Source organism: Pseudacidovorax sp. DMC4 (assembly GCF_056314265.1).
This window is the reverse complement of record NZ_JBQUYR010000016.1, coordinates 59,568-68,316: the sequence shown is the minus strand read 5'-3', so window position 1 is coordinate 68,316 and position 8,749 is coordinate 59,568. Positions and strand designations below refer to the sequence as shown.

Sequence of the window (8,749 nt, the reverse complement as noted above, 5' to 3'; positions counted from 1 at the left end):
GAGAATACGGCGCCAGAATCGACCGTGATGCTGGAAGTAGAATCCAGATTTCCGGTCCCGCCCCCGTTACCCAATTGCAATTTTCCAGACGATATATAGGTTGGACCTGTGTATCCGTTGCCCCTGGTCAAAATTGCGGTGCCACCTGAGAACGTCAGTCCGTAGCTGCCAAAAATTCTCAACTCGATTGTCGCCGTTCCTCCCAATGGCGTGATGAGATTTGCATCCTTGGATAGATTCAAATAATGATTCACATAATCGTCGCTAGAAAGCAGATAACCAGAAGTCTGAAATTCGAAGCCCCCAACCGATAAAACCTCTTGCAGCGTGGCTGTACCCAATGAACCAGAGAAAATGGCGGTGGATCCCGTCGGCCATGCGAAGCTGCTGGACCCGGAAGAATTGGTCCAGTTAAGACGGGTCGAATTCCAGTTTCCTGTTCCGCCTGCCGGAGAGCCTACCGGACTGGTGTTTGGTCCGTTCCAATAGGCAGTTTGAGCACCCGCGCTGAACGCAAGGCAGGTAGCTGATGCGAATACCACACGGAATAGATTTAGCTTCACGGCTAAAAAATTCCTGATGCACAACCTGCCACAGACGGAATAAATCCTTTGAATTTTTTGAGCTAATTCGAATAAAATATAAAGCATTGGGATTTAATTTTTAAGATTAAACGGATTGACTGCGTTTTTTGCTTTTCTCCGCCGGCATCAATCCACCTTCACCCGATAATTCACCGCCCCCCGAGGTGCCGCCCGGCAGCAGGCAGCTACCCCCCAACTCATCGCTCCGGTTCCCCCAGCCGCCTGCACCGTCGCGCAGTCCGCACCTGCTGCTGGCAACGCATTCGCCGGTGCTTTTTTCGTGCACGCGCCTAGCCGTTTCGGCGTGACCTTCACCCCTGCGCTCCCGAAGCTTGTGCTCGTGGGCGTCGCGTTCTCGTAGCTAATGCGGTACTGCATCTCGTGCTATTCGCTTCGTTAGATTGACCGCCACCTTCGGAGCGATGCCATGCACGTAGCCCTGCGGGAATGGGCAACGACTCGAAACCCATCGCGGCCGTCTCTCGCCGAGGGGACGTATCGAACTGCTGATCTAAGACCGCAACGATCCCTCGGCCTCGGGCCAATCCACCGCGCGCGGCTCCTCGCGGTCTGCCCGTCCCGCGACCACGCACAGCGCCATCACCAGAGCCCCGAAGGCCCCGCCCACCAGCAGCCCACCCACCCAGGCCATCAGCACCGAAGCTGTCATGTCACTGCCCTCCGCTGGCTGGGCTCGCGCTGGCGCGCTGGCCGTTGTTGCTCGTTGAAGAAGAAGACGTTGCGCCGGCAGCCGGTGCCAAGCCCGGAGCTGCAGCCGGCACCGATGCCGATGTCGATGGCGCGTCTGCCGGTGCAGCGGCATCGGCGGCGATGCGCGGCGGCGCTTCGATGGGGTTGCTGGGCGCGCTGCCCGGGCCCGAGGACGCCATGCCCACGCTGCCAGCGGGCGCGGAACCGCCCTTGCTGCCCGTGCGCTCGAAGCCCAGGCCGGTCTCGTCGAACTTGAAGCGCAGCCGGAAGTACGCGCCCTTGCTCGTGTACTCGCCCGCCGTGAGGTCGCGGTCCGAGAGGCCGATGGCGTTGTAGCCCACCGAGAACCACAGGTCCTTCATGACCTGGTAGCCCAGCTCCAGGCCCAGCGACTTCTGCAGCGCGCCGCCCGAGCCGTGCAGCAGGCCACCCTGCACGCTCAGGTCCCACTTGGCGTTGAGGTCGCGGGTGTAGCGCGCGTACAGCAACTGGGCCGTGTAGCTGCTCTTGAGGCTGAGGTCGTCGTAGGTGGAGTACTTGGCCGCCAGGCGGCCGGTGACGGTGTTGCCGGCCGAGGGGTTGTAGTTGACGTGCATCGACACGATGTGCGCGTCGTAGTCGCCCGGCAGGCTGTTGTCCGAGCCGAAGGCGTTGCCGCTCATGGTGGCGGTGGTGGTGTCGCTGCCCCGGATGCGCTCGCTCTTGTGCTCGTAGCGGGCCAGGGCGTTCCAGGTGTCGTCGTTGGTGGGGCGGTAGGCCACACCCACCTGCTGGCGCGACAGGGTGCGCTCGTTGCCTTCGTTGCTGCCCACGCCCTTGCTGCTGTTGTAGACGCTGCGTGCGAGCAGGCTCCATTCGTCGCTCAGGCGGTAGCCGAAGCCGATGCTGCTGAGTGCGGTGTTGGCGTCGGAGGCGCGGCGCCCTTCGAGGATGCCGCTGGCACGGAAGCGGCCGTTGGTGTATTCCACACCGCTGGTCACGGCGGTGGAGCTGCCCAGGCCCGAGGCCAGGCTGTCGCTGGAGACGGTGCCCAGGGCGCGCGCGCGCTCGATGCCGCCGGTGACGGACCAGTGCTCGCCCAGCTTGATGGTGTTGCGGATGCCGTTGGCGATCTGCGCGGTGCGGGTGCTGTCCGCATCGGCCAGGCGGTACTCGTTGTAGACGCGCCCGCCTTCCATGTAGGCGCTCTCGACGCCCAGGATGCCAACGTTGCGGCTGGTGCTGGTGGTGCTGCTGTCCTCGTAGAGGGTGGAGGTCAGTTCGTAGCGGCCGTAGACGCGGGTCTTGTCGGTGATGGCGTAGTTGCCGCCGACGGCGGCCATGCGCTTGCCGCTGTCGTTGGTGGCCTGCTCGGCTTCGACAAAGACCTGGGCCTGGGGCAGGCCGGGCACGGTGGCGGTGAGGCGGCCGCGCACGGTGGTCAGGTCGTTCTGGCTGGCCGCCAGAGCGCTGCTGCTGGCGGTGCTGGCCAGGCTGCCCAGGCTGGTGACCGAGCTGGCGCCGTTGCTGCTGCCGAAGCTGGAGACCTGGTCATAGCTGAACATCGACGAGCTGCTGCTGGCCGTGGCGCCGTGGCGCAGGCCCACTTCACCGGCGAAGTAGTTGTTGAAGCGCTTGAGCAGCGACACGGCCTGGCCGCGGGCGGCGTCGGTGTCGCTGGTGGCGCTCTTGCTGTAGATGGCCTCGGCGCGCGCGGCCATCGTGGAGTCGATGCGGTACTCGGCGCGGGCGCTGGCCTCGGTGTTGCCGGCGCCGAAGCCGGCGGCCGGGTTGTCGAAGCCGGTGGAGGCGCGCGCGGCCTGCACCGACACGCCCAGGTTCTCGGTCTGGTGGCGCAGCTCGATGCGCCCGGCCGAGCCCGCGCCCTTGTCGTCGCTGTGGGTGCGCACGGCCTCGGTGGCCATGCTGGTGTTCTCGTCCAGGCGGGCCAGGCCGGTGAGCGCGGTCATGCGCCGGCGGTTCTCGGGGTTGTCGTCCACATGGGCGACCACGCCGGCCTGCACGCGCTCGCCCAGCTTGACCTGCGCGTCCACACCGGCCACGGTGTACTTGGGGCCACCTGCGTCCACTTCGTAGGTGACGCGGATGGACTGCGGGTTGAGGCTGCCGTCCACGGCCGAGACCGGGCTCACGAACATCAGCCGGCGCGTGGTGGGCTCCAGGGTGTAGTCCACGTAGCGCTGCAGCGTGGTGGCCTTCACGATCACGTTGGCCTGGTTGCGGTCGCGCGAGACGATTTCCACCGTTTCGCTGTTCTCCACCATCTCGCCCAGGTTGCCGGCCAGGTAGTAGGGGCCGGAGATGCCGCGGCCGGCGAATTCCTCGATCTGCTGCGTCTGCGAGGTGCGCGAGGCATAGGCGGTGACGCGCATGCCGTTGTCGTCGTACACGCCCTTCATGCCGGTGAGGGTGCGGCTGGTCTGGCTGAGCTTGCGCACCTCGGTGCTGCTGGCGGTGGTGAAGTCGCCGTAGAGCAGGTAGGAGCGGTTCTTGTCGATGCGCACGTACAGCTTCTGCGAGCTCTGCGCGTCGTAGCCGCGCTCGGAGCTGTCGCCGTAGACGGGGTAGAACTCGTCGGGGCGGATGTCGCGGAAGAGGCGGTCCTTGCTGGACTTGCCGGTGTCGAGCGCGGCGGTGAGCAGGTAGTCGCCCTTGATGGCGCCCTTGAGGAAGAACGCGGCGCGGCCACCCGCGCGGGCGTTGCCGCTGTCGCCGTTGCTGCCGAGCGAGGACAGTTCCTGCTCGAAGGCGGCGCCGGCGGGCAGTTGGTCCACGCCCAGCTTGCCGCGCTTGGTCAGGTCGAGCGTGCCTTCCACGATGCCCAGGGCGATCATGGGGCGCAGGTCGGGCAGCAAGGTCAGGCGCGCCTCCTGCACCAGGGCGTTGACGGTGGCACGGATGCGCAGCTCGCCCGGGGTGCCCGGGGGAATGAGGTGGAAGGTGGCCTTGCCGCCTTCGATGAAGGCCTGCAGGCCGGGCTCCTGCGGGTTGAGGTCTTCCTCCTGCCAGCGGCCGGCGTCGCTCTCCAGGGTGATCTGGCTGCGGGCGGTGACGGGCACGCCGGCGGCGTCGGTCAGCAGCACTTCGACCGGCACGGGCGTGCGCAGGTCGGCGCGGGCGTCCTTGGGCAGCACGATGCGAACGATGCCCAGCTTGTCGGGCGCGGTGACGGTGATCTGCACCGGCGCCTCGCGCGGGATGCCGGCGTCGTCGAGCACCTGCAGGCGCAGCGCGTTGGCCCCTGGCTGGAGCTGCACGCCGATGTATTCCCAGGCGGTCATGTTGGTCGAGGGCAGCGTGGCCTTCTTGCCGACGCGGCGGCCATCGAGCACCTCGCCGTTGACGGCCAGCTGCAGTTGGGCACCGGCGGGGCCCTTGACGCGCACGTTCACGACCTGGCCGGGCACGGTGTCCTTGTCGCGCAGCTCCACGAAGCCGGCGCCACGCTCCAGGGTGGGCAGGAGTTTTTCGAGGTCGATGCCGCTGGGGGCGACGGGCTGGGGCACCAGGCCGGCGGTGGGGCCGCCGGTGGCGGCGCTGGCCGGCTGGGTGGCGGTGCCGGCCATGGGCACCTGGCCCGAGCCCTTGGCCGCCTGCTGGGCGGCGCTGAGGGTGCCGGTGCCGCCCACGGAGCCGGAGCCATCGAGGAAGCTGCCGCCGCCCAGGCTGGCGGAGCCGCCGGCCGCACCGGGGCCCGAGGGCATGGCGATCAGCGGGCCGCTGTTGGCCGAGAGGCTGCCGGCGCCATTGCCACCGCCGCCGTTGATCTGGCCCGAGGCGGGCATGCCGCGCGTGTCCGAGCTGGTGGTGACGGTGCCCTTGGGGTCCAGCCGGGTGCGCAGTGCGGCAGCCATCTCGGCGTCGAGGTTCTTGGCGGCGGCCTTGCGGCGCGCTTCGACGTCCTTCTGGGTGTCGGCGTTGTCGCAGCCTTCGAGCGGGAAGTTGCCCTTCTGGAACTCGCCCTTCTTGAGGTCGAGGAAGCGGCTGCTGGGGGTGCCGGCGTTGCGGTTGTCCTGGATGAGCACCTTGGCGCCCGCAGGCAGCGTGGTCTCGTCCAGGCGCAGCACGTGGGTGACGGGTTTGAGGCCGTACAGGCTCCAGCGGCCCTCGCCGTCGGTGACGACGTTGGTGCCGTCTTCCAGCCACAGGCGCACGCCGGGCACGCCGGGCTCGTCCTCGCCCTGCTGCTGGCTGTCGCGCTTGCAGTCCATGTAGACCTTGCCGAAGGCGAAGGCCTCGTCGGAGAACACGCCCCCGTTGACGCGCACGGTCTGGCTGGCCTCGTTGGAGGTGTAGCCCTTGCTGGTGGCCTGGGCGCGGTTGGTGGCGTCGCCGGCGATGCGCGCGCCGACACCGACGCGTACGCGGTAGCGCACCAGGGCGACCTGGTCGGGCGCCAGCACGAAGCTGGGGAACTGCCATACCAGCGTGGGGCCGGCGCCGCCGGTGGGGTTGGCCACGGCTGCACCGTTGAACTTGCTGCTGCCGGCCACGTAGGCAAAGCCGGCGGGCAGCACGTCGCTGAAGTTCAGGCCCGTGACGCTGGCACCGGTCTTGTTGGTGACGGTGAGCGCGTAGTCGAGGAAATCGCCGAACTCCACCTGCTGCTTGCTCGCACTCTTGCGCAGCAGCAGGCCGTTGGCCAGGCCCGGGTCCAGCGGGATGTGGTCGTGCACGACGTCGCAGGCGCTGCCGTCGCTGTTGAAGCCGCTGGCGAAGCTGGTGTACCAGGTGGTGCTCTGCCCTTCCTGGGGAGGCGTGCTGGCGGGGCCGATGGCGCCGCAGCTGGTGAAGCTGCCGCTCTGTGCCGGAATGCGCTGCGAGGGATAGAGGTAGCCACCGGTGGCCGGCGGGGTGACGGAGACGGTGTAGGTGCACTTGCCCGAGATGGGCGGCGAGACCCAGTAGAACTGCCAGGTGCCGTCCGCGCCGGTGGTCATGGACAGGGTGCCGTCGGCGTTGTAGGTGTAGACACCGGAGTTGCCGCCGAGCACCTGGTCGGCCGTGATGGCGCCGGAGGTGCCGCCGTCGCACGACTGGCGCCGCACGGTGACCACCGCGCCGGCAATGGGGTTGCGGTTGACGGCGTCGTACACGGTGCCCTGCGGGTCGATCAGCACGCCCTGGGCGGTGGTGGTGGAGGCGCCGGCCACCATGGCGCCGGTGACGTTGATGGTGTTGTCCGACAGCGCGACGGCCCAGGCCTTGTTGGTGAAGCTCACGCGGTTGCCCACGGCGGCGCTCTTGAGGGTCACGCGCACGGTGAAGCCGGCCTGCTCGCTCTGGCCGGCGCCCAGGGCGCGCGAGCCGTCGACCACGCTGAGCGCGAACTCGGTCGGAAACTGCGTGGGGTCGGTGCCGTCCCACTTGGTGCGGTCGCAGATGGCGTTGCCGGTGAAGCTCCTGGAAGGCGCCAGGATGCCGCTGCCGGTGTGCACGCCGCCCTGCAGCGCCCAGCTGGCCACGGGCGTGTCGGCCTTGTCCATGGAGAAGGCGCAGTTGAGGTTGTCCACGATGCGCACATTGGGCGCCGCGGCCGTGCCGTTGTTGGTGATCTTGAAGTTGAAGTCGACGTCGTAGACACCCGTGGAGACCACGCGCGGCAGCGAGACGGTCTTGACCAGGGACAGCAGCGGCTGCGTGCTGCCGATGGGCGTGGGCGCGCTGTTGTTGCCGGGGTCGCCGTCGCGGTCGGGGTCGGGGTCGCTGCCGTCGACGGAAGCGTCGCTGACGGTGGCGGTGGCACCCGGCACGGTGGCCGCCGTGGCGGTGGTGCTGGTGTAGAGGGTGCCGGTGCGCCCGCTGGTGTTGAAGCGCACGGTGAACTGCAGCGTGAGGTCGCCGCCCACAGGCAGCACGGCGCCCGCGGCGAGCAGGCCGGACTGCGCGGCGGTGCCGGTGAAGGCGCTGTTGACGCTGGCCACCTGCCCGCCCACGCTGCCGTTGGGCTGGTAGATCTTGAGGGTGCCGGCACGCACGGTGTACTGGCCGGTGGCGGGCGAGGCGGCGCTGGTGTAGGTGCCCAGGGTGCTGGCCGCGGCGCCTTCGAGCACGTTGCTCAGCTGCACGTCGTACAACGGCGCGTTGCCGTAGTTCTTGACGCGCACGGTGAGCGTGACGTCGCTGGTGCCGTCGCCGTTGGCCAGGGGGATGCTGGCGGCTTCGGCCACGCCGATGCGCGTGGACGGCAGCGGGATGGCCACCGTGTTGGAGTCGCTGCTGGCGATCTGCGTGCCGTTGTTGAAGTAGGCCTGCGCGGTGTTGGCGATGTTGGCGGCCGTCGCGCTGCTGGTGACGGTGACGCCGAACTGCATCTGGAAGGAGACGTTGACGCCGATGCTCTGCCCGGCGGGCAGTGCCACGGCGACCTCGATGGCCGCGGCGTCGTCGGCGTTGCTGCGGTAGGCGAAAGGGGCGTCGCCCGGCAGGCGGAACAGCCTCAAGGCGCCCGGCAGGCTCGACTGCAGGCTGCCGGCGACGTACCGGGTGCCGGTGGGGATGACGTCGCGCAGCAGCAGCACGCTGGTGGCGGCGCCGTCGATCGTGATGGCGGTGCCGCCGGTGGCGGCGGTGCTGGCCGTGGGCTGCGCGGTCTGCGAACCGATGTTGCTGCCGCGCACGGTGTAGTCGATGCGCGAGAGCCCGGCCTGCAGCGGCGAGGTGTAGACGGCCGACTTGTTGATGGCCAGCACGGCCACGTTGCCGATGTCGATGCTGTCGCGGTTGCTCGCGCTCACGCCCTGCGTGGCGGTGGTGGCGGTGAGGGTGGCGCACAGGCTGCCCGTGGCGGTCATGGGCACGGTGCCCACGGCCAGCAGGGTGACGGATTCACCAGGGGCGAGGGTCAGCGCGTTGGCCGTGTTGAGGGCGAGCACGGGCTCGCTGCCGTCGGCCACGCCGTTGGCGTTGGTGTCGCGCACCAGCTTCAGGCCCGACAGGGCCAGCGCGGCCGAGCTCGGGCAGGTGCCGCCGCCGTTGCCCCAGGCGAGCTTGTAGCTGGAGCTGACGTTGCCGGTGTTGGTGAGCTGGTGACTCAGGGTGAGCTGCGCGCCGGGCGGCATGGTGAGCGCCTGGTCCTGCGTGAGCGTGAGCGATTCGACCGAGGCGACGCTCACGGTGAGCAGGTTGGAGGAGACGGTCTCGGTCTGCGTGAGGCCTGTGGGGATGTAGGTGGCCGTGGCGATCACCCGCAGCACGGTGCCGCCGGCGGGCTGTGCGGCGTGCGCGGACCCGGGTGCCAGCGACAGCAGGCCGGCCCCGAGGGCCAGCAGCCACATCAGCGCCAGCGCGGCAAGGCGTGGCGAGCCAGGGCGGGGCCGGTCGGGTCGGGCATGGCTGTCGGGACGGGCCTGGCAGTCCTGGATCCTGGCGTTGGGCATGCGAGAGGTGGTCACGGTCTTGTTCTGGTGGGCGTTTTGCTTCTTTTCTGCGGGCTCTGGCAGAGCTGCCAAAGC

2 protein-coding genes are annotated in these 8,749 nt (G+C 68.5%); both read right to left on the bottom strand.

The features are described 5' to 3' along the window. Positions 1 to 1,095: 1,095 nt before the first annotated feature. Entirely contained in the window at positions 1,096 to 1,254 is a 159-nt protein-coding gene (locus tag ACT54X_RS24745; protein ID WP_476349185.1) for a hypothetical protein, read from the bottom strand. Between the two features lies 1 nt (position 1,255). After that, complete coding sequence (locus ACT54X_RS24740) at positions 1,256 to 8,689, bottom strand: hypothetical protein (RefSeq protein WP_476349183.1); 7,434 nt, start codon at positions 8,687 to 8,689, stop codon at positions 1,256 to 1,258. Positions 8,690 to 8,749: the final 60 nt, after the last annotated feature.